Raw genomic sequence first — 20,539 nt, 5'->3', positions numbered from 1 at the left:
TATAGCAAAAAACTTGTCTCTTGGCGATGTTAAAATCTGAATTAAAAAGCTTCGGTTTTAACAGAGTCATCTACATGTAGCTCCGCTTCTGTTGCCTGTACAACCTCTTCAATTGTATAACCTTTTGCCACTTCGGCGAGCTTTAAGCCTGTTTCAGTCACATCAATAACAGCCATTTCGGTGATAATTCGGTTGACGACCTGCTTTCCCGTCAGCGGCAGCGTGCATTTTTTCAGGATTTTCGATTCTCCGTTTTTATTCACATGATCCATTATGACAATGATGTTATTGGCTCCATGCACTAAATCCATCGCACCGCCCATGCCTTTAATCATTTTTCCGGGGATCATCCAATTGGCAAGATCGCCTTCCTGTGATACCTCCATTCCGCCGAGTATGGCAATATCGACATGTCCGCCGCGGATCATGGCAAATGATTCGGCACTATCAAAATAAGAAGACCCAGGTATTGCGGTGACGGTTTCTTTACCTGCATTGATTAGATCCGCATCCTCTCCGCCTGCTTGCGGATATGGGCCGATTCCAAGTAAACCGTTCTCGGATTGAAGAACCACTTGTTTATTTTCTCCGATATAATTTGCCACTAATGTCGGCATTCCGATCCCTAAGTTTACATAATAGCCGTCTTTAATTTCCTTTTCTGCCCTTCTTGCAATTTTTTCACGGATGGCTGCTTTATCGTTCTTCATATGTACAACTCCTTTCACTTTATTTGCTTACCGTCAAACGCTCAATCCGTTTTTCTTGGGTACCTTGGATCATTCCCTGTACATAAATGCTTGGTGTATGAATGCTATTCGGATCCAGCTCACCGATTTCCTTTAACTCTTCGACCTCCGCAATCGTTACTGTCCCTGCGGCAGCTATCATTGGGTTAAAATTGCGTGCCGTTTTCCGATAGATCAAGTTGCCCATTTTATCTCCCTGCCACGCCCGCACGAAGCTGAAATCTGCTTTCAATGCCTCTTCGAGTAAATATTCTTTGCCATTGAAGATCTTTATTTCTTTTCCTTCTGCTATCGGTGTGCCAACGCCTGCCGGTGTATAAAAAGCGGGAATGCCTGCTCCTCCTGCTCTGATTTTTTCAGCAAGCGTCCCTTGCGGCAGCAATTCTACCTGCAATTCCCTAGACAGCACCTGTCTTTCAAACTCTTTGTTTTCTCCCACATAGGAACCGATCATCTTTTTGATTTGATTGTTTTTTAACAGCAATCCAAGTCCCCAATCATCAACTCCGCAATTGTTAGAGATCACTGTTAAATCTTTTACACCCTTCTCCATTAATGCAAGGATAAGATTTTCAGGTATTCCGCATAAGCCGAAGCCTCCAACCATAATGGTGGCGCCATCGTGTATCTCTTCTACCGCTTCACTAAACGAGCTATAGATAGTTTTCATATTTTCTGCTCCTTTCTTCCTAATAAAGCAAACGCTTACATTTCATTTCTCATTTAAAAAAGATTCATGCTATATCCATATTATTACTTCGTGAAAATCTGCAAAAATCCTTTTATTTTGTCAAAATTCCTATTATTCTTGCATTTACTAAAAAGCCTGCCATACAATGAAGAAAACGCTTTCTTAAAGCGTGCAGAAATGCGCTATTTTCTATGTTAAAGACTATACTTTTTTACTTTATGAAAAAGGAGCTGAAAACATGACGGACAGTCTTCCTGCCGAAGTGAAAATTATTGAAGTTGGCCCGCGGGACGGTTTGCAAAATGAAAAGGAATTTGTTCCAACAGACGTCAAAAAGGAATTTATTGCTAGATTAAAAGAGGCTGGCATTACAGAAATGGAGATCACTTCATTTGTCTCTCCAAAATGGGTGCCGCAAATGCAGGATGCTGATGACATTGCCTTCTCCTGTCTGACAGAACATACAAGGGAGATCATCCTTGTGCCAAATACAAAGGGAATCCTCAGGCTCTATCAAACATCCTGCAAGGCTGCTGCTGTATTTGTTGGAGTCAGCAATTCGTTTAATCAAAAAAACATAAACAAAACAACAGAACAAAGCATGACCGAACTTGTTCCGCTGATTTCTGAATTAAAGGAAAAGGGATATTTTGTGCGCGCCTGTATTTCCACCGCCTTTTATTGTCCATATGAGGGAAAGATCGACTTTCAGGATACGCTAAAGCTTTGCCGCCAATTTGCTGAAGCCGGCGCTGATGAGCTCAGTGTGGCAGATACAATTGGCATGGCTGTTCCTTCAGAGTCCTATCAGCTCTTTTCCATGCTGGTCAAGGAATTTCCGAATACATTATTGACTGCTCATTTTCATGATACCCGCAAAATGGCTCTCGCCAATATCTACGCTGCCCTTCAGGCAGGCATCAGCCGCTTTGATACATCTGCAGGCGGTCTTGGCGGCTGCCCGTTTGCACCTGGAGCTTCTGGAAATGCAGCCACCGAGGATGTTGTTTACATGCTCGAGCGCATGAATATTCAAACGAATATAGATTTAAATAAGCTGCTTCGTGCTGTTGACGCCGTCAAGCCCTATCTTACTCGGCCGATTGAAAGCATGTATTATAAACTTCATACTTAAACTTATTTTAAATACTTCCATGAATAAGTGCCGCACATTTTATCCATCTTAAAAGAAGACCTTATTTAGGAAGGAGCTTATGAAATGAGCCAAAAGCGCGATAAAGGAAACAGCCAAAAAGGAAAACCAAACAGCGATACAGTCAATAACACAATAGCCGCTGAAGAATTAGAAAAGGCAATTCATCCCACCAAAAGACAAAATTCACAACAGTGATTTGTTCTTTAACAAGTTAGGGCCGCTGCTTTAGCAGACGGCTTTTTTTATCATATACCTTTGTTTCTAAACCTTGCTCTATATGAGAAAAATGGAAACTCCTATGCACTTCTTCAGTTGCTTTCCAACATATTCAGCCTGGTTCCTATCAAAATTTTCATTTTTCTATCAAATAAAACTGCTTTCCTATCAAAAATTTTCGTTTTCCTATCAAACAAAATCGCTTTCCTATCAAAATTTTTCGTTTTCCTATCAAACAAAATCGCTTTCCTATCAAAATTTTTCGTTTTCCTATCAAACGACCCCTTCTTCCTATCAGGCATAAATTTATGTTAAGTTTTTTCCTTTTCTACATATCTGTTATCCCTTTGCATAAGACTATATGTGAAGAGATCACATATCTTTATTAATATGAATATATTGTGTAATTTTACATTTTTAGGCTAATCGATAGTTTATTTTTTCTTGGTAATGGTAAAATAAAAGAAAAAAACATTAAGGGGAAATGAATATGAGACGACTTCTCCGTTTTTTACTTTCTTTCATTCTCTTTTTGACTACTCTGGGGGTTTATTTTTCAAATCGCCTAATGTATATGAAGAAGAAGGATGAAAATTTTATTTTAAATCGTGAAAAAGAGGCTGGCCGATTTGATCCCCTTGCCTTCGAAAATCTTCCTAAAAGAGAAGTTTCCATCTCTTCCCCTTTCGGCTATCCATTAAAAACGATTATAGCTGAACCACATGACCGGAAAAAGTACATCATTATTGCACACGGAGTGACCGAAAATAAGATGAACTCGGTTAAATATATGAATATCTTTCTGAAGCGCGGCTATAATGCGGTCATTTATGACCATCGGCGCCACGGTGAATCAGGAGGAAAAACAACGAGCTATGGACATTACGAAAAGTTCGACCTTCAGGCTGTTGTTCAGTGGCTGAAAGCGGAGAAGGGCCCAGATGTTCAAATCGGCATTCATGGTGAATCGATGGGAGCTGCGACTATGCTGCTATACGCGGGTATGCTTGAGGACGGGGCGGACTTTTATATCGCTGATTGCCCTTTTTCCGACTTTGAGGAACAGCTTTCTCATAGACTGAAAACGGAAATGAAGCTGCTGCCGCCGAAATTGTTCATTCCACTTGCGGATTTATTTATACGAGTGCGCCAGCGGTATTCCATAAAGGATGTCTCTCCAATATCGGTGATTGAAAATATTCAAAAGCCTATCCTTTTCATTCACAGCCAACTGGATGACTTTATCCTTCCAACAATGACTGAAGAACTTTTTCAGCGCAAACAAGGACCCAAAAAACTCTATTTGGCGACAAACGGCATCCATGCCCAATCGTATAATGAAAATAAGGAAGACTATGAGCGTGTTATTGATGAATTCTTGGATGAGTATGTCGGTGAAAAAAAAGTAAGAGATGAAGCATTTGCACAGGCAGATATATAAAAAACGGCATGAAGAGTTCCTTCATGCCGGTCTTTTTATACACTTGCTTTTTTCGTTTGATCAATCAGACTCATACGCGGGTTTAAATACTGATTAGGACTTTTCAGCTGAAAGCAGTTAGCTGCTTCAGAAAAATCAATGATGAGTTTTTCATCAAGAAAGACAATTTTAGACTTTTCTATATATATACTGCCTGAAGAAGTTATAACCTCAAGATCATCGCTATCGAGTTCGTCTACAAGCCATAATGCTGCCACACCGCTGACAACACAGCCGCATCCCTCTGTATCATATTTCAGTTTCAAAAACCCTTCTTTTCCCTCTAGTCGCTCTTTTAATTTAACGGCTGCTGTTTCTGTAATTTTAATTTCCATGAATTCTTCTCTCCTTTCATGGCTGAATACGTTATTTTAACATATTTCTTGCCGCTGCTTCTGCTATTTTGCTTTTGCCTGTTGCTTTCTGTCTCTCTTCCTTATACCATTATTGCGAGGGGGATGAGAAAGTATGCAAAAAGTACAAATTAAAGTAAATGATAATGGTTCGCTCCGCATTACTGGTGACGTGGAGTTAGTTGACGCAGAAGGAAACCCGTTTGAGACAAAGCCAGCATTTTCGCTTTGCCGCTGTGGGTTAAGCGCAAAAGCTCCATTTTGTGATGGGAGCCATAAAGGCAAGTTTGAATCTGCCGTTCGCGCACCAAAGCCAGAGGGCTCAGAAGAATAAGATTCCACATGCATATGTTTTCAGTATTCTTTCTGAAGGCATATGCATTTTTTCATACGATCAGGCAGCTAATATCTTGTCTTAAGCTTGTCGTCCCTGAGCAAGCCGCCTCCGCTTTTCTAGTCATCCGCTAATCGCACGTCAACTACACTGCTTAGATCGATGCGGTGAATTTCATGAAATCGGTCAGCAATGTGAAGGCGTTTGTTCATTTCATCCCAGAAGTGGATGGTTCCCATTGTCAGCTCATACTTCTGGCGCCGATAATGCGTGATTACCACATTGCTGTTAAATTCCATCGCTTCCGCCAGCACTTCATTCAGCCTTTCCACTTCTTGTTCATCAAGCTCTTTCTTTTGTTCGTATTGATCCTCATCTGCCCAGTCACGCAACATCTTCACATGTTCTGGCAGCATCATGGCTGTCCATTTAATTCTTCCCCGATCCCGAATCATGTCAAACACCCCTTGTCCTTGTTACATTTTATGCCCGCCTACGAGTTTTGCGCGATGCCTTGCTGTGCCAGCCTCTGTATAGGAAACCGCCCGAAGAAGAGAAGCCGATCCAAAGCGCCTGCGGATTCCATCCATTGTGTAGCCAAGCTTTTTTCTGCGCCATTCATCCAAATCAAATAAGCTCAGCTGCAATTCATGATCATCCTCAATATTGCTTAGTGACATCGTAATCTTCCGCACCGTTTTCCCTTCATAAAACTGCTGAAATAGCTCCAGACAAACATGATAAACATCCATCGTGATATTTGTCGGCCGCTCAATCGTCTTTGAACGATAAAAGCCACCTCCGAGTTCATCCTTGCTATAGCTAACTCCAAAGCTGATCGTCCGGGCTGTTTTGCGGTGTGCACGTGCCCGTCTTGTTACTTCTTCGCACATTTCCAGTATCACATTTTTAATTTCATGCTCTTCTTTATAATCTCTTAATAAAATTTGACCTTTGCCAAAGCTAATCTGCCCTTCCATAATCGGAGCCCCAATCTCAGACAAATCAACACCCCATGCATGAAAATAAAGCTGATTGCCCATAACACCAAATTTCTTCTCAAGCTTTTTCAAATCATAGCGAGCCAGCTGGCCGACTGAAAAAATCCCCATGCTGTTCAGTGTTTTTTCTACTTGGCGGCCAATTCCCCACATTTCTCTTAAAGGAGAGACATTCCAAAGCTTCGTTTGCACATCATCGTACGTCCACTCTGCTATGCCTTTTCCTTTTGCTTCGAGATCAAGGCATAGCTTTGCCATCAGCATATTGGGACCAATCCCAATTGCGGATGGAAGCTGAAATTCCCGTTCAATGTCATCCTTGATCTTTTCCGCAATGGTGATTGCGTCTCCCCATAAATGCAAGACACTGTCAACCTTCAAAAAGCTTTCATCCACACTGTACGTATGAATGTCCTCCTTTGGCACATAACGGTTAAATACACGTGTAATTTCAGTCGAAACCCGCAGGTACGTTGCCATCTTCGGCTCTTCAATCCTGATGCGCGGATCGTTCGGAACTTCAAAAAGTCTCGAACCCGTCTTGATGCCGAATTCCTTCTTGACCTTTGGAGATGCTGCAAGTACAACACTTCCCTTGCGCTCATGGTTGCCGGCAATCACAAGATAGCAGTTCAGCGGATCAAGCCCCAGCATGACAGCCGTACAGCTTGCATAAAAGCTCTTCATATCAATGCATAAGATTTGCCCTTGCGGCAATGAACGATAATCCACCATAGAGGTCCCTCCACCTTGCTTACACATACAATACTTTTTAAAACGAACACTCGTTCTGTTTATATATACCCATTATGATAAGCGAATATACGTTCGTTTTCAATGGAAATTTTACGACGAATTTCTTATATCCCCCTCTGCTGCCAGACAGAAAGCCGTTATAATAAACAAGAGGTGACACAAAGTGGAAAGACGGTATGTATATAAAATGGTGCAAAGCTGCCTTGGACAATATAACTGGGAGAAGGATTCAATTCCCTGCGAAAGCACAGAATTTGCGGAGATTTATGAGAAGGTTATGACAGTAAAAAAAGATGAACCTGAAACGGATTTGCATGATATTGTCAGCGATATTGTGTATGGATATGTAACGGGTTCGCCGTATTTTTAAGATCTGATGCATTTTAATGCGGGTGGGATTTTAAACAAAATTAGGGAAACCATGAATAAGGTTTCCCCTTCACTTATAGACTTATCTTTTTGCATCTACCTGAATGTCTATAACAAATGTGTAGGAAACCGTTCCGTTAGCCCATTCTGCTAAGGCTTCATAGATATACTTCCCTTTACTTGAGGGCACAATTATCTGATTAGCATTTTGTTCGATTTCTTTTTCTCTTCCATTTTCATTCCATAAATAAACTGTAATAGTTGGATTTTCCTCAATCATAATCTCCACTTTTTCATTAGGGTTAACGCTAATTGGTTTCATGTGGTCTGCGATTTGATAAGGCGAGGCGTGGTCTGTTGCCACTACTTCTGTTTCTAAACCTTTTTTTCTTTCCCAGTAATAACCTCCCTCTTCCATCTGATGCTCTATCCCGTTAATGATAATTAGCCCTGTCATAGTTGGAGGAAATTCACTGTTTAAGTCTTCAGTTCCTATATCTGCAACATTATTTGAACAACCCATTATTAAAATGATAAATAATGCTAAAATCGTTTTTAATCTCAAAATATCCCTCCTTTACTGATTTGACGAATGTTACTTTTTAAAGTTTCACTTATTTTTCATGCGTCTCCACTTGCAACACCAACCTAGAATGTTGATTAAATATCGAACATTCAGCGCAATGATTAAAAAATCACTTTTCTATTAAATCACGCAAGATAAAAAGCACTGCTTTGTGTGCAATACTTTTTTCAAATTCTACTCTTCATTAATCCATAACCCATTGAATTTGATGGGCATCTATAAATTTAGTACTCTCTCTTGTCGATAGATCCAATATATAAGTATTGCCCACAGAGTCAGCAAAGATCCCTTCTAAAATGGTCCCGATTGGCGTAAAGTGTTCCATCGAACGATAGACTAAATAGTTTCCATTTGGTGAAAATCCAATAGAGTCATAGCCTGTATATTTTTCATCATAAATTCCGTTAAATTTCTTAAGTATGCTTTCGTTTCCGTTCTCAGAAAGATAAAGGGACCCTTTTTTGGAAGCAACAGAAAGATCCTGATTCTCGTTCTGCAGATAGTCCGTGTCCATTTCCATTACATCTGCTTGGAGTACAGTCGGATTGCTTTCTCCTTCTTTTAGGGAAAACAAGCTCCAAGAGCCGTTATTCATTGCAATAAAAGTAAACGTTTCACTTATACGATCATAATGAAAATCGATAATATTATGATTAAAATCTCCGTAACCATCATTTCCTTTCCCGTTATGGCTATATACTAAGACTTTGTGTTGTAAAGAGGCATCCGATTTAAATAATGTTAATACACCATCAACTCTTTCGGTAAAGTAAATCGTCCCTTCTAAATCAGACAATAAATCTGAATTGGCGCTGCGTGTAAAAAATTGAAAAGCATTCAAGAAAATAACCAAAATTAAAATAAGCAATAAACTTCCTAAAACCACCTTTTTCTTCACGAGTTCACCTCTTATAAATTCCAAATATCATGTCAAAATCCTTATAATCATTTTACTATAAATACCAATTTCTTCACTATATAATTCTAAATGTGAAAAGACCACATATAAATGCGGTCTTTTCAGGTGGAATTTATGAGATCTTATTTACCTTCATGATTAGTGCTGCTTATTCGGAAGCTTTTCGCTAGCATGCTTCTTACCTTGACGCTCTTCGTTCTTTTTGGCTTTTTCCTGTCTTTCGTGCAGTTTTTCAACAAATTCGTGTGTATTATCCATATGAAAGTCCCCCTTTTCAGAATTCATTTTTAATGTATCCTGATTAGGGAAGTTCATACAGATGCATTACTTTTTATTAAAGGCACGCCTGCCGGCTTTTTCAAATAATCCCGGAAAGAGCGCAAATATTTTACTGCCGAGATTCATCCAGCCTGGCAGATTAATTTCACGGACAGGCATTTCCATTGCGGCTACAATTCTTTGTGCAACATACTCAGGCTTCAGCATATATCTTTGGACATTTTTTACATATGTGCCCTCTGTATCAGCTGTTGCAAAAAAATCGGTTGCAATCGGTCCAGGATTAACAGCTGTGACATGGATGCCAGCTTCCGCTACTTCCATCCGCAGACTGTTTGTAAACCCTAAGACTGCGTGTTTCGTTGCAGAATAAACACTGGATTTTGGTGTCGCAATTTTGCCGGCCTGTGATGCAATATTGATAATATGCCCGCTTCTCCTTGCCCGCATGGCAGGAAGCACTGCGTTTGTGCAAGAGATCAGTCCAAAGACATTTACAGCAAACATGGTCTTTACTTCATCCATCGGCACTTCATGCGCATGGCGAAAAACGCCAAATCCAGCATTGTTTACAAGAATGTCTACATGGCCAATTTCCTTATGTATTTGCTCAAAAACAGCCTGAACTTGATCTGTATCGGAAACATCTAAAGCAAAAACAGATATAGCTGCACCATATTTCGCTTCCCAATCTGCTTTCATTTGCTCAAGCTTGCTGACAGTTCGGGCAAGTAAAACAAGACGGGCTCCCTGCTCTGCACAAAGCTCAGCCATTTTAGCGCCGATGCCGCCAGAAGCTCCTGTTATGACAATATGTTTATGTTTTAAACTCAAAAGTAAATCACCTCAATTAGCATAGTAAAGAAACAAGCCAGCAAAACCACAGGCTTAGTTAGCCAATGCACTGATTTTTTTCCTTGTGCAGCTAAATTATCCTTTCACACAAGTATAAAGAAATGCTGCTGCTTCTTTATTAATACTAATTTCCCCTAATACTTGCAAATAGTCAAGCTGGGCAATGGTTTCGGAAAGAGTTAGGGCAAGCTCTCTTTCATAAACAGAAGGAAAAAGCCGTTTACACACTTGAAAAACCGTAAGCGCTTCCTCTTCAAGCCATTCTTTTACCATCATAGCACGCTCATGCTGACGTCTTAGGCGTTTATCAACTAATTCATTTACATTCTCAATATTTTCACCGTGACCAGGATAGACCAATGAAATCGGCAGCTGCTTCAATTTTTCAAGAGATTCATTAAACTGAAGCTGTGGCTTGGGGCGCTCATTGCTGCCCAGAAGCGGAGGCTCTAATAATGGATTGGCTGAAATATGTGCAAGCAAGTGGTCACCGCCAATAAAAATTCCATCTTTTTCGCGGATTAAGCCAATATGGCTTTGTGCATGGCCTGGTGTTTCAATGACAGTCCAGCCTTCAAGTCCCGGAATGGAATCTCCCTCTTCCAGCACGCCTGTTAAAGAGCGGCTGCATGCAAAGCGCAATGATCTTTTTAATAAAGGAATCACCATTTTATATTTCTCAGGAATTCCAAACTCTGCAAATAATTTAAAATAAAAATCATCATGTGCCTGCAAAAATTCATCTGTACGATTAAGCCATCTTTCATTTAAAAAGTGCCCATAGACCGGGAGATCCTTAGGGAAGAAATCAAGCATCCCCGCATGATCAGGATGATGATGTGTCAGTATTACTTGATCAATATCATCTGGTGTAAGACCCAGCTCCCACAGCTGGCTTTTCAAAATCTGCCATGCCTCTTCTGTCTTTGGGCCGGCATCAACTAAAGTCATCCTCTCTCCCCTAATAGCATAAACATGAACATCACCAACAGGAAAAGGTGTTGGCACTGTAAGTTTAGCCACTCCATTTTTCCATCCTATCACGATCATCACCCTTTATTATGGTTATATAATTTGGTTCATTTGGGGAACCATGCGCAGAATCTCTATGTCTTGTTTCTGGTCCAAATACATTACAACATATTTACTCTTATAAATTTTATGTATGAAATTAGTTTACCTTTCTTCCGAGTAATTGTCATTATTTTCACATAATAATAAAAGGTATGAAGTAAGCATTTACATTTAATTAACCATTTATCCCTTGACAACTTAAGTGGTTTCTTAGATAATCACTGTAAAAATCCACAATATTATAAAAATTAAACACTTCAAAACAGAAGCTATATAAAAAACTTCTGAAGAACTTCTATAAAGAATACCTGCAGAATACACTAACACCCTAAAACTAAATAACAAAAGCAATGAATAAGACTAGTAAATGGAAAAGCGCAAAAGAGAGTGGAGCCCACCGGCTGAAAGGCTTCATTGCCCCCTTGACCATTGAACCTGCTTATGAGCTGTCAGGGAAACCTGCTACCGTGTTTCGGCGTTAACGAAATTGAGATGCTTTTTACATGCTGCATGGTAAAAAGCAAATGAAGGTGGTACCACGGAAGATCAGTCCTTTCGTCCTTTACAGGATGAAGGGACTTTTTATTTTTATCAAGCAAACGAAAGGAGCAAAAATTATGAAAAAGCTTGCTGTTGTAGGTGCTGGATCAATGGCAGAAGCCATTATCGCGGGCATTTTGGAAAGTAACCTTTTAAAGAGTTCGCAAATCTATGTAACGAATAAATGCAATCAGGAAAAGTTAGAGGAATTGAGTTCAAACTATCATGTAAAGATAGGGTATGACATGCAGCAGATCTTTACAGATGCTGACGCTATCATGTTAGCCATGAAACCAAAGGATGCGGCAGACGCAATTCGTGCGATTAAAGACCATTTAACCTCTGATACGCTGATTATCTCTGTTTTAGCAGGTGTATCCATCAGCAGCATCGAGCAGCTGGCCGGGAAAGAGCTTGCTGTTGTAAGAACGATGCCAAACACATCTGCCGCCATCGGAAAATCAGCAAGCGCATTGGCCATCAATGAACGTGTATCGGAACAGCAAATGCAAAAATGCAAAAAAATCTTTGAAACCATTGGCTTCACTGCGATCGTGGAAGAAGAACAGCTGGATGCTGTTACAGGGTTATCAGGAAGCGGCCCAGCTTATGTTTATTATCTGGCTGAGGCGATGGAAAAAAGCGCAAAAGAAATTGGACTTGATAATGAAATGGCAAAAGGACTCATTATCCAAACGCTGATCGGCGCAGCCGAAATGCTGGCAAAATCACACAAAACACCAGCAGAATTGCGCAAAGCCGTTACAAGTCCAGGAGGCACAACAGAAGCTGGGATACAGGTGCTCGAGGCAAATGAGGTGCAGCAATCGGTTATTGATTGTATTAAAACAGCTGCGGAGCGGTCAAAGCAGCTTGGTGAAAACTTTAGCAGCAAAGTAAAAGTGTAGACGGCAGAGCTGAATTTTTTCCAATTGCACGCCCTCCTGCTATACTTGGATTATTGAAGGAAAAAGGAGGCAAAGCAATGAGCACAAAGCTTTTTTCACCAATTACAATTAAAAATGTCACGATGAAAAACCGCATTGTCATGGCACCAATGTGCATGTATTCAAGCCATAATGAAGACGGCAAGGTAGAAAACTGGCACCGTACTCACTATACAACGAGAGCAGTCGGCGGGGTTGGCTTAATCATTATTGAAGCAACAGCCGTAACGGCGCAAGGCAGAATTTCTCAGCAGGATTTAGGCATCTGGAATGATGAACAGGTCGAAGGATTGCGGGAGCTAACATCATTAATGAAGGAAAATGGTGCTGTTTCAGGCATTCAGCTAGCACATGCAGGCAGAAAAGCTGTCATTGATGGTGACATTATTGCTCCATCACCGCTTGCCTTTAATGATCAAATGAAGCAGCCGCTGGAAATGTCAAAAGAAGATATTGTTGAGACTGTTGACGCGTTCCGCAAGGGTGCAGAGCGCGCCAAGCAAGCTGGATTTGATGTGATTGAAATTCATGCAGCACATGGATATTTAATTAACCAGTTCCTTTCTCCTCTATCCAACAAAAGAACAGATGAATATGGCGGCAGTGCTGAAAACCGCTACCGATTCCTGAAAGAAATTATGGAAGCTGTTAATACAGTCTGGGATGGACCTCTCCTCGTCCGTATTTCCGCTTCTGATTACCATGAGGAAGGGCTGAAACCTGAAGATTATGTCACATTCTGTACATGGCTGAAAGAGCAAGGTGCAGATTTAATTGATGTTAGCTCAGGTGCAGTGGTTCCTGCAAGGATCCATAGCTATCCAGGTTATCAGGTGAAATTTGCTGAAACGGTTAAAAACGCTGCAAACATTGCAACTGGAGCAGTCGGCCTGATCACGACCGGCATCCAAGCAGAAGAAATACTGCAAAATGAACGAGCAGACATGATCTTTATTGCACGTGAATTGCTTCGCGACCCCTATTGGCCGCGTACAGCTGCCAAAGAACTTGGCGCAGAGATTGAATCGCCGAAGCAGTATGAGCGAGGCTGGCTGTAAAATAATTGATCAGTAAAATAGTTGATTACATAGATAAACGCACAGTATAAACATTGCTGTGCGTTTATCTTATTTCAAAAAATGGTATTACAGTAGCTTTTTTAAGATTTCCAGGTTTTCCTCATAAAAAGCAGCATTCTTCTTCATCCCGCGCCGTTTGCACCAGCCGATGCTATTAAACGCATCTGTAAAACGATAAAAAGGCAATACTGCCTCTAAATCAATCAAGGTTCTGACACTATTGTAGCCGTCTTTATATGCTTTGTATTTCGCAGAATCCAAACTTAAAAAATCACGGTATAGTTTAGTAAAATCAATTTCGGTGGAACCAAATCGTACACTTTCAAAATCGATTATGCCTGAAACCTTATCATGATCTACTATAATATTAGCTGGGCGAAAGTCCATATGTATAAAGCTTGGTCCATCTGGTGAAGGAAGTTCCTGCTTCATTTTCAGAAACCTTGCGATAGCTTTATTATATAAATCATTATCCAGCACTTCTCTTACATCCTCAGCAAAACTATTAAATTGCTTTTCAATAAAAATCGGCCAGTCTGGTAATTCATTTTTCAAACCAGTCAGCACTTTCCCAGGAGGAGGCTGTACGGAATGCATTTCGGCATGAATGACTCCCACCTGAAAGGCAACTTGAGGTGAAGCTTCCGCAGTTAATACATTCCCTTTTAATTGCGATAATAAAAAAGCGCCAGGACATTCCTCATCTCCCGGCCAATAATTAAGCATTTCTGGAATAGCAACTTGACCTTTCAGAATTTCATAGGCCTCCAATTCCCGCTGAAATTTCAATTGGGTATATGGAATTTTTATAAAAACATTCTCTCTATTAAGCAGCGTACATTTATATACGGTCGAACTAAAAGAATCAGCAGCTTCATTAACAGACAATAGTTGCAAACCAAATTGGCTTATTATTTTGTCTAACATTCAATGATCATCTCTATTCCCTCAAAGGCGTAATGTATATGAAAGCGATAATAAAGTTTTTCGAAACAGCACCTCAGCCGCAAGGCTATAACAGCCGGCTACATTCAGATTCCTTTGCCGCCCATTGTCTTTAACGTGCTGATTCTCTCCATTCCGGTAATAATTGGTTTCGCTCTGCTTATTAACGTTTGAGTTGCTTCAAGCTTTAGAGAGGCTTGATGAGCGTTTTCGCTGCTCCATACTTCATACACGTATACACAATCAGGCTCGCCGTCAGCAGTGTTCACTAGATAGATTTCGCAATCATCCAAATCCCTCATCGACTCTGCTGCTTCCAGCAAAATTCCCACCATCGTATTACGCTCGCCTTCTTTTACAGTAAACTTGCCAAACAAACTGTGTTTGCTCATAATGTGCCTCCTTATATTGACTATCGCAGTTTGTTTCTCCAAACAAATCAAATATCCTTTAAAATGTTTTACTTTTTCGTAAATTTTGTTGCTTCAAATTACCATTAGTACATCACAGGAAACCAGATAAATCAAAAAGCGCACCAATTCTACAGAATTGGTACGCCGTAATGTTGATAACCGTATTAAATGACTCCAAGCACATCCAAAAATACAACAATAATAACGAGTGGAACAACATATCGAATAAGGATAAACCAAACCTTAAACAGGCCATGTAAAGATTTTGATCCTTGAACGACTTCGCTTGTCAAAAGATCCTTCTTCATTTTAAAGGATACAAAAATAGAGATAAGGAAAGCACCAATTGGCATCAGTATATTGCTGACAAGGAAATCAGCACCGTCAAAAATAGTTTTTCCAAAAATCATAAAGTCTGATAACACACTATAAGATAGCGCCGACGGAATACCGACAATAAAAATGGCTGCTCCCATTAACCAGGCCATTTTCCCTCTCGACTTGCCAGGGTTCTTGCTTGTGAACGCCGCGACGACGATCTCCAGCATGGAAAACGCAGAGGTAAGCGTAGCAAACAAGAATAATAGAAGGAATAAAAGTAAAAATACTTGCCCAAACATCAGTTCATTAAAGACAGATGGCAGAACAATAAACAATAGTCCTGGACCTTGTGCGGGTTCGAAGCCTAACGAAAAGACCGCTGGAAAAATCGCTAAACCAGATAAAATTGAAATAAATAAATTCATCCCTACTACAGAAACAGCCGGCTGTACAAGGCTCTCTTTTTTCGATAAGTACGAACTATACGTCACCATAACCGATACCCCGACACTTAACGAGAAGAATGATTGACCCATTGCATATAGAACACTTTCAGACGTAATACTTGAAAAGTCTGGCTTTAAAAAGAAAGACACACCTTCCATTGCATTCTCTAATGTTAAAGAGCGTACAATTAAAATGACAAATAAAATAAATAAAGCAGGCATAAACACTTTATTCATTTTTTCAATTCCATTTTGCACTCCTCTTGAAATAACAAGAACGGTTAAGATTAGAAACAGAGCTTGAGCTCCGATCGCAGTGTATGGATTCGAAACAGCTTGATTAAACAATTCCTCATACCCATTTTCATAGCTGCTTCCCACTCCGGTCACTGCATAATACAAATATTGAATAATCCAGCCGCCAATTACACTATAAAAGGACAAAAGAAGAAAACAGGCAAACACTCCTAAATAGCCAATCCAATGCCATTTCGTATTTGGAGCAATTTGCTTATATGCTGAAATGGCTTCCTTACCAGTGCTTCGTCCAACGATAAACTCTGCAAGCAGCAGCGGCAACCCGATTAAAACAGAAAACAATACAAATAAAAGAATAAATGCGCCTCCACCGCTCATTCCCGTTACATACGGAAGCTTCCATATCGCTCCAAGCCCGATGGCTGATCCTGCAGAAGCTAAAATAAATCCAATTCTTGATGACCATTGCTCATTTTGCTGCATGTGTGTTCCTCCTTGATTATTCCTCTATCTTTTTTAAAACTGCCTCTGGCTAGCCTAAAAGGGCAATGCCAATGGCCTAGTTGTATTTATACTTCTGAAAACACAAAAAAGCCACATGCATCCTGAAAGGGACGTGCAAATTGCACGCGGTACCACCCTTTTTGAAAGCATGTGACTTTCCACTCGAAAATATAACGGTTAAAACCGCCTTGTCTGAAATAACACGCGCGTAATAGACAAGGAAAGCTCAAAGAGTGAAATTCATCTTATTTATGTGCCGGTCTTTCACCAACCGCCGGCTCTCTATAACAGGGAAATAAGACTTAATAGGATTCTTATCATCGCTTAAATCATATGATGTTTTAAAGTATAAGTGTGATTATAGTATGGAGTGCAGTAAGAGTCAATGATAAAATTTTGAAAATATTCGATTCTTTTAATAAAAATACAAACGAGTTTGATGCCCCTATATGAATACAGATACAATAAAAAGTTTATTTCAAAATCATTTTTTATAAAATATATTTGGCAATCAGCTTATCGAGCTTTCGAATATCTACTTTTTTGTTTAAATTCAATTTAAAATGCCCCGCTCTGGTCCACAGCTCAAGCTCGGCATTAAAGTCGAGCCTGCCAGCGTTTTCGGTGGAATACATGACAATTGATTTAAAAGGAATGGTATAAATCTCTGTTTTCTTGCCTGTGATTCCTTGGCGATCTGCAATTATCAGCCGTTTGTTTGTGATAACGGCAACATCGCGGATGGTTTTATACGCCGTCTCTACATATTCACCCTCAACTAATAGATGCTGGACATCTTCGGGCACGGGTACTTCTTCATGAAAGGTCCAAGCCATAATTGTATTCATTTCTGCCATAAATCAATCACTCCCGTAACTGTCATATTTAGGCGGCATAGGTTATTGACTATCGCTGTTCCTCCCACAGTCTGCGCAGTGCCGTTTTCTCATTCTCTACAGTAATTTCAAATACATCTGGATTGCTCATCTTCATTAGATCTTTAAAACCAATTTTTTGGTCAAAATACCGAAGCAGCAAGGTGCTTAGATTGCCATGACTGACAAGGACAATGTTGTTTACTTCCAGTTTTAAAACATGCTGAATCATCTCTTGAGCCCTTTTCATGCCAGAGGTTTGTGATTCTCCCCCTTCATACACAAGCTCAAAATCATCAAAACTCTTTTGTAATTTGTCCTGCCAATCCGGAAACATTTCGGAACTAAGGACCCGCTCTCCCAGCCTCGCATCCTCCACGATCTGCAATCCGCGTTCTTGTGCCAGTGGCTTAATCGTTTCGATTGCACGTATAAAAGGACTGCTGTAAATGACCTCAATCTGTTTATCCTTGAAAAAATTTTTAAGCAAATGAGCCTGTTCCTGGCCGCCTTCTGTAAGCTTTGCATCAAAGTGCTGACCATCTGCTTTTGCATGTCTCACAACATAAATGGTTTTCATAGGATCTGCTCCTTTTTCGCTTCGATATGGATTTCTTTAAAATCTTCAGAAATGACCGTGTTTGGGAAGAGTTCCTGAGCTTCTTTTTCGAGTGTTCTCCATTCGCTGCGTTCATAACGGGAACTAATATGTGTTAAACATAACATTGAGACATTCGCACGCTCGGCGATTTCGGCTGCCTGGGTGGTGGTTGAATGAAAATAGTCATATGCGAGCTGCTCTTCTCCGGCAGAAAACGTGGCTTCATGAATTAATAAATCTGCATTTTGCGCCAGCCGAACTGCTGCATCGCATTTTCTTGTATCACCCAAGATGGCGATGACTCTTCCTTTTTGATCAGGACCAATATAATCATGTGGATTAATAAGACGGCCATCCTCCAGCTCAACGCTCTCTTTTGCTTTAATTTTTTTATAAATCGGACCAGGCTTTATTCCGTCCTCTAACAGCTTATCCGCCAGCAATGTGCCCGGGCGATCCTTTTCCGTTACCCGGTAACCGTAGGAGGGTATTCCATGTTCCAATAGCTCTGCTTCCACTTTAAATTCATCATCTTCGAACACGGTTCCCTGCTCGATTTCAACAACGGAAAGCGGATATTTCAAATATGTTTGACTGATCGCAAGTGATATTTGTATGTATTCCTTCAAACCCTTAGGACCATATACAACGACTTCCGTTTCTCCGCCTTGAAAAGATCTGCTCGAAAGCAATCCAGGAAGGCCGTAGATATGATCACCATGCAGATGCGTGATGAAAATCTTTTCAATTCTGCGCGGCTTTATGCTTGTGTGCAGGATCTGGTGCTGTGTCGCTTCTCCACAGTCAAAAAGCCAGATGGCTCCCCTTTCCTCGAGAAGCTTTAAGGCAATGGCCGTCACATTTCGGGGCTTTGCAGGGACTCCTGCTCCAGTGCCCAAGAAAAAAATATCCAAATAAACTCCTCCCTTGTACCTTTCTTTATAATTATCATACTATAATTGCAAAGGCATTTCACGGCAGTGTTACGGATAGTTCATCAGATTATGCAAAAACTAAGATCATAATGGTTGCTGTTTTTGCAAGAAAAGGCTAAAATTTTATACTTGAGTGGGTACATTATTTTAGGCTACTAAATTGTCATACATATACCACAGCCAATTTTAATGAAAAGAGGTACGGCCTAAATGAAACATACGGAAAAACCAGCCGGGTTAATTATGATTTTCGGGGCAACAGGTGACTTGGCGAAACGAAAGCTGTTTCCTTCACTATACAGGCTATATAAAAAAGGGAATCTCTCCGAGCAATTTGCAGTCGTTGGTGTTGCCCGCCGGCCGCTTACGAACGAGGAGTTTCAAGCTAGCGTCAAAACATCAGTAGAGAATGCAATAGAAGATCACAAAGATCTCGATGACTTTGTCTCTCATTTTTATTACCATTCACATGATGTGACAGATTCAAGTTCCTACCAGACATTAAAAGGAATCGCATCTGATTTAGATCGCCACTATTCGTTAGAAGGAAATCGGATCTTTTACTTGGCAATGGCTCCTGAATTTTTCGGAACAATTGCTGAACATTTAAAAACAGATGGCCTGACAGATGTTTCTGGTTTTAAAAGACTGGTGATCGAGAAGCCGTTTGGACATGATTTAGAATCAGCCAAAGAGCTTAATGAGCGTATTCGAAAAGCATTCTCTGAGGACGAGATCTATCGGATTGACCATTATTTAGGAAAAGAAATGGTACAAAATATTGAAGTTATCCGATTTGCTAACGCCATCTTTGAACCGCTCTGGAATAACCGTTATATTTCCAATATCCAGGTAACATCAAGCGAAGTGCTTGGGGTAGAGGAACGCGGCAGATATTATGAAACAAGCGGAGCGCTCCGCGATATGGTGCAAAACCATATGCTGCAAATGGTTGCCTTGCTGGCAATGGAGCCGCCAATTCGCCTCAATACAGATGAAATCCGTTCTGAAAAAGTAAAGGTGCTTAGAGCCATGCGCACCATTAAGGGCGACGAAGTTAAGGATGCTTTTGTGCGCGGACAATATGGAGCAGGAGAAATGGATGGAAATGCTGTCCCTGCTTACCGTAAAGAGACAATGGTAAATCCAGAGTCTAACACAGAAACATTTGTAGCAGGCAAGCTCTTAATTGATAATTTCCGCTGGGCTGGCGTCCCATTCTATATCCGAACAGGAAAAAGAATGGCTGCCAAGTCAACGAAGATTGTCATCCAGTTTAAAGATATACCAATGAATTTGTACTACGGAACAGAACAAACATTAAATCCAAATTTGCTTGTCATTCATATTCAGCCTGAAGAAGGCATTACCTTATATTTAAATGCCCAAAAATCAGGACAGAACATGGAAGCAACACCTGTTAAGCTTAACTTTGCGAACAAAGGCACCGCAGGCATGAACACACCTGAGGCTTATGAGCGTCTTCTTTATGACTGTATGCGCGGTGATGCCACAAACTTCACACATTGGAACGAGGTTGCCCTTTCCTGGAGCTTCGTTGATAACATTTCTGAGGTTTGGGAAAACACAAAAGCAGAAAACTTCCCGAATTATGAATCAGGCACAATGGGCCCGCGCGGAGCGGATCTCCTTCTCGAAAAAGATGGGTTCTTCTGGTGGCCAGTGACAGATTTAGATGTAGAGAATTGTTAAATTTTAATCTCCACAATTGGTACAGCACGCTTATTCACTGAAGCGTGCTGTTTTTTATGCATATTTTTTCTCAGGAGATCATAGCAGCCCATTTGAAATGAAGAAACTTAAAAAAGATACGCAGATTAGTTTGCGTATCTTTTT

Annotated in this window: 24 protein-coding genes and 2 other annotated features; of the genes, 8 read left to right on the top strand and 16 right to left on the bottom strand. The window is 40.5% G+C overall.

Annotated features, from left to right (window positions below; all coding sequences use genetic code 11):
- Window positions 1-41 precede the first annotated feature (41 nt).
- Window positions 42-710 carry a CoA transferase subunit B gene (locus tag A6754_RS08865; RefSeq protein ID WP_066443949.1) on the bottom strand — a complete coding sequence of 223 codons (669 nt, stop codon included), beginning with the start codon at window positions 708-710 and terminating at the stop codon, window positions 42-44.
- A gap of 19 nt (window positions 711-729) precedes the next feature.
- The gene (locus A6754_RS08860) at window positions 730-1,419 is read right to left on the bottom strand and encodes a CoA transferase subunit A (RefSeq protein WP_066443946.1); all 690 of its coding nucleotides are present in this window, start codon (window positions 1,417-1,419) and stop codon (window positions 730-732) included.
- A gap of 259 nt (window positions 1,420-1,678) precedes the next feature.
- Here A6754_RS08860 and A6754_RS08855 point away from each other — a divergent pair, with 259 nt between their 5' ends.
- The 3 genes from A6754_RS08855 to A6754_RS08845 all read left to right on the top strand — a co-directional run bounded on the left by A6754_RS08855 (window position 1,679) and on the right by A6754_RS08845 (window position 4,253).
- Window positions 1,679-2,575: a hydroxymethylglutaryl-CoA lyase gene (locus A6754_RS08855; RefSeq protein WP_066443944.1), complete on the top strand. Its 897-nt coding sequence runs from the start codon at window positions 1,679-1,681 to the stop codon at window positions 2,573-2,575.
- 84 nt (window positions 2,576-2,659) lie between these two features.
- A complete protein-coding gene (locus A6754_RS23175) occupies window positions 2,660-2,791 on the top strand; it encodes a hypothetical protein (RefSeq protein ID WP_257297433.1) in 132 nt (43 codons plus the stop codon).
- Window positions 2,792-3,302: 511 nt separating this feature from the next.
- On the top strand, window positions 3,303-4,253 hold the full coding sequence (locus A6754_RS08845) for an alpha/beta hydrolase (RefSeq protein WP_066443929.1): 951 nt from the start codon (window positions 3,303-3,305) through the stop codon (window positions 4,251-4,253).
- Between the two features lie 35 nt (window positions 4,254-4,288).
- Here A6754_RS08845 and A6754_RS08840 read toward each other — a convergent pair whose 3' ends face one another.
- A complete protein-coding gene (locus A6754_RS08840; protein ID WP_066443927.1) occupies window positions 4,289-4,627 on the bottom strand; it encodes an iron-sulfur cluster biosynthesis family protein in 339 nt (112 codons plus the stop codon).
- 133 nt (window positions 4,628-4,760) lie between these two features.
- Here A6754_RS08840 and A6754_RS08835 point away from each other — a divergent pair, with 133 nt between their 5' ends.
- On the top strand, window positions 4,761-4,979 hold the full coding sequence (locus A6754_RS08835) for a CDGSH iron-sulfur domain-containing protein (RefSeq protein WP_066443925.1): 219 nt from the start codon (window positions 4,761-4,763) through the stop codon (window positions 4,977-4,979).
- A gap of 119 nt (window positions 4,980-5,098) precedes the next feature.
- On the opposite strand, the gene A6754_RS08830 is transcribed toward A6754_RS08835, so the two are convergent.
- Together A6754_RS08830 and A6754_RS08825 are read right to left on the bottom strand one after the other, a co-directional pair.
- On the bottom strand, window positions 5,099-5,434 hold the full coding sequence (locus A6754_RS08830; RefSeq protein ID WP_066443920.1) for a YolD-like family protein: 336 nt from the start codon (window positions 5,432-5,434) through the stop codon (window positions 5,099-5,101).
- A gap of 21 nt (window positions 5,435-5,455) precedes the next feature.
- On the bottom strand, window positions 5,456-6,715 hold the full coding sequence (locus tag A6754_RS08825) for a Y-family DNA polymerase (RefSeq protein ID WP_066443917.1): 1,260 nt from the start codon (window positions 6,713-6,715) through the stop codon (window positions 5,456-5,458).
- Between the two features lie 184 nt (window positions 6,716-6,899).
- Here A6754_RS08825 and A6754_RS08820 point away from each other — a divergent pair, with 184 nt between their 5' ends.
- Complete coding sequence (locus tag A6754_RS08820) at window positions 6,900-7,106, top strand: YqzH family protein (RefSeq protein WP_066443912.1); 207 nt, start codon at window positions 6,900-6,902, stop codon at window positions 7,104-7,106.
- A gap of 81 nt (window positions 7,107-7,187) precedes the next feature.
- Here A6754_RS08820 and A6754_RS08815 read toward each other — a convergent pair whose 3' ends face one another.
- The 5 genes from A6754_RS08815 to A6754_RS08795 form a co-directional block, all read right to left on the bottom strand.
- On the bottom strand, window positions 7,188-7,670 hold the full coding sequence (locus tag A6754_RS08815) for a hypothetical protein (protein WP_257297432.1): 483 nt from the start codon (window positions 7,668-7,670) through the stop codon (window positions 7,188-7,190).
- Window positions 7,671-7,875: 205 nt separating this feature from the next.
- Complete coding sequence (locus A6754_RS08810; RefSeq protein ID WP_066443909.1) at window positions 7,876-8,589, bottom strand: hypothetical protein; 714 nt, start codon at window positions 8,587-8,589, stop codon at window positions 7,876-7,878.
- A gap of 159 nt (window positions 8,590-8,748) precedes the next feature.
- Window positions 8,749-8,868 carry a DUF4023 domain-containing protein gene (locus A6754_RS08805; protein WP_066443905.1) on the bottom strand — a complete coding sequence of 40 codons (120 nt, stop codon included), beginning with the start codon at window positions 8,866-8,868 and terminating at the stop codon, window positions 8,749-8,751.
- 66 nt (window positions 8,869-8,934) lie between these two features.
- On the bottom strand, window positions 8,935-9,723 hold the full coding sequence (locus A6754_RS08800) for an SDR family NAD(P)-dependent oxidoreductase (RefSeq protein ID WP_066443896.1): 789 nt from the start codon (window positions 9,721-9,723) through the stop codon (window positions 8,935-8,937).
- 96 nt (window positions 9,724-9,819) lie between these two features.
- Window positions 9,820-10,788, bottom strand: coding sequence for an MBL fold metallo-hydrolase (locus tag A6754_RS08795; protein WP_156495735.1), 969 nt, complete (start codon window positions 10,786-10,788; stop codon window positions 9,820-9,822).
- Between the two features lie 371 nt (window positions 10,789-11,159).
- Window positions 11,160-11,384: a binding site (T-box leader), on the top strand.
- 51 nt (window positions 11,385-11,435) lie between these two features.
- On the opposite strand from A6754_RS08795, the gene proC reads away from it, so the two are divergent.
- Both proC and namA read left to right on the top strand, forming a co-directional pair.
- Window positions 11,436-12,266, top strand: coding sequence for a pyrroline-5-carboxylate reductase (gene proC / locus A6754_RS08790; RefSeq protein ID WP_066451524.1), 831 nt, complete (start codon window positions 11,436-11,438; stop codon window positions 12,264-12,266).
- Between the two features lie 77 nt (window positions 12,267-12,343).
- The gene (namA, locus tag A6754_RS08785; RefSeq protein ID WP_066443891.1) at window positions 12,344-13,363 is read left to right on the top strand and encodes an NADPH dehydrogenase NamA; all 1,020 of its coding nucleotides are present in this window, start codon (window positions 12,344-12,346) and stop codon (window positions 13,361-13,363) included.
- Between the two features lie 87 nt (window positions 13,364-13,450).
- On the opposite strand, the gene A6754_RS08780 is transcribed toward namA, so the two are convergent.
- The 6 genes from A6754_RS08780 to rnz form a co-directional block, all read right to left on the bottom strand.
- The gene (locus tag A6754_RS08780; protein WP_066443881.1) at window positions 13,451-14,311 is read right to left on the bottom strand and encodes a phosphotransferase family protein; all 861 of its coding nucleotides are present in this window, start codon (window positions 14,309-14,311) and stop codon (window positions 13,451-13,453) included.
- 104 nt (window positions 14,312-14,415) lie between these two features.
- Window positions 14,416-14,721: a putative quinol monooxygenase gene (locus tag A6754_RS08775; protein WP_066443879.1), complete on the bottom strand. Its 306-nt coding sequence runs from the start codon at window positions 14,719-14,721 to the stop codon at window positions 14,416-14,418.
- Between the two features lie 185 nt (window positions 14,722-14,906).
- Window positions 14,907-16,250 (bottom strand): sodium-dependent transporter, encoded by a 1,344-nt coding sequence (locus tag A6754_RS08770; RefSeq protein WP_066443877.1) that lies wholly within the window; start codon window positions 16,248-16,250, stop codon window positions 14,907-14,909.
- A 124-nt stretch (window positions 16,251-16,374) separates the two neighbouring features.
- Window positions 16,375-16,601, bottom strand: a binding site (T-box leader).
- Window positions 16,602-16,762: 161 nt separating this feature from the next.
- Window positions 16,763-17,128: a PH domain-containing protein gene (locus A6754_RS08765; RefSeq protein WP_066443875.1), complete on the bottom strand. Its 366-nt coding sequence runs from the start codon at window positions 17,126-17,128 to the stop codon at window positions 16,763-16,765.
- Window positions 17,129-17,177: 49 nt separating this feature from the next.
- A complete protein-coding gene (locus A6754_RS08760; protein WP_066443871.1) occupies window positions 17,178-17,726 on the bottom strand; it encodes a histidine phosphatase family protein in 549 nt (182 codons plus the stop codon).
- Window positions 17,723-18,661 (bottom strand): ribonuclease Z, encoded by a 939-nt coding sequence (gene rnz / locus A6754_RS08755; RefSeq protein WP_066443869.1) that lies wholly within the window; start codon window positions 18,659-18,661, stop codon window positions 17,723-17,725. The genes A6754_RS08760 and rnz overlap by 4 nt, the downstream gene beginning before the upstream one ends.
- Window positions 18,662-18,892: 231 nt before the next feature.
- Here rnz and zwf point away from each other — a divergent pair, with 231 nt between their 5' ends.
- Window positions 18,893-20,395 carry a glucose-6-phosphate dehydrogenase gene (gene zwf / locus A6754_RS08750; protein WP_066443866.1) on the top strand — a complete coding sequence of 501 codons (1,503 nt, stop codon included), beginning with the start codon at window positions 18,893-18,895 and terminating at the stop codon, window positions 20,393-20,395.
- The last annotated feature ends 144 nt before the right edge of the window (window positions 20,396-20,539 follow it).

The sequence above is a fragment of the Cytobacillus gottheilii genome, assembly GCF_001636345.1.
Classification (GTDB): domain Bacteria; phylum Bacillota; class Bacilli; order Bacillales; family Cytobacillaceae; genus Cytobacillus; species Cytobacillus gottheilii.
This window is presented reverse-complemented; position numbering and strand designations above follow the sequence as displayed.